The sequence below is a fragment of the Streptomyces solitudinis genome (genome assembly GCF_036323765.1).
In the GTDB taxonomy this organism is placed as follows: Bacteria; Actinomycetota; Actinomycetes; order Streptomycetales; family Streptomycetaceae; genus Streptomyces.
The window spans coordinates 1-307 of record NZ_JAZDCW010000038.1; the positions used below are offsets into that span (position 1 = coordinate 1).

General features: G+C 65.8%; 1 protein-coding gene. It reads right to left on the minus strand.

Translation table 11 applies throughout. From position 1 onward, the window contains the following. Positions 1–307 (minus strand): acyltransferase domain-containing protein (locus V1J52_RS26040; protein ID WP_330142429.1); only part of this gene is annotated, 307 nt, incomplete at both ends.

A 307-nucleotide genomic window follows, 5' to 3' on the forward strand; every position in this document is an offset into this window, starting at 1 on the left:
CGGGGGTTGGTGAGTTCTTCCGCGGCGGGGTTGCCGGTGACGGTGGAGATGATGGGGATGGTGGGTGGGTGGTAGGTGAGGTGGGTGGCTGCCTGGTGGAAGTCGTCGAGCATGCCGTCCATGTGGGGGGAGTGGAAGGCGTGGCTGACGGTGAGCTGTTTGGTTTTGCGGCCCAGGGTGGTGAAGTGGTCGGCGATGGTGTGGGCTTGGTCGCTGTCGCCGGAGATGACGAGGGAGTTGGCGGCGTTGAGGGCGGCGAGGGTGACGCGGTCGGTGAGGTGGGGGGTGATTTCTTCTTCGGTGGCCT